General features: G+C 71.9%; 1 pseudogene. It reads left to right on the forward strand.

What is annotated here, in order from left to right:
- Window positions 1-88: 88 nt before the first annotated feature.
- Window positions 89-442, forward strand: a pseudogene (locus ACFHPP_RS31390) (hypothetical protein); the annotation flags it as partial.

Consider the following 442-nt stretch of genomic DNA (forward strand, 5'->3'; position numbering starts at 1 on the left):
GGAGTTGGCGGCCGCGGCCGCGGCGACGGTACGCGCCTACTGGCCGGCATGGATAGCTGGAGCGCTCGGGCGCAGCCTACGACAACTCGTGACGCTGAGCGCCGGGGACGGGCTCGACCGGAGACTCGCGATTGCCTACGGCCCAATGCTCGCAGAGCGGGTCGCGCCGGCCGCCGCAGCAGCCGCGCTGGCCTCACGCCAAGCGCGCGAGGAGCTCGCCGAGCACGCCTTGGCAGCCTTGCCGGGTCCACCAGCGCTCGTCGCCTTTGCCGCTTGTATAATCCTGGCTATCGCGTCGGGGCGGCGCTTGGCGCGTGAGCGTCCTCGGGTAGCGGTGCTGCTGGCGGTAGTGTTGATTGGAGCCATGGCCAACGCCGGTGCGGTCGGACTCGGCGCCGCGGTGCATGCGCGCTACCAGGCGCGCATCGCCTGGCTGTTCCCC

The sequence above is a fragment of the Falsiroseomonas sp. E2-1-a20 genome (assembly GCF_051433195.1).
In the GTDB taxonomy this organism is placed as follows: domain Bacteria; phylum Pseudomonadota; class Alphaproteobacteria; order Acetobacterales; family Acetobacteraceae; genus Falsiroseomonas.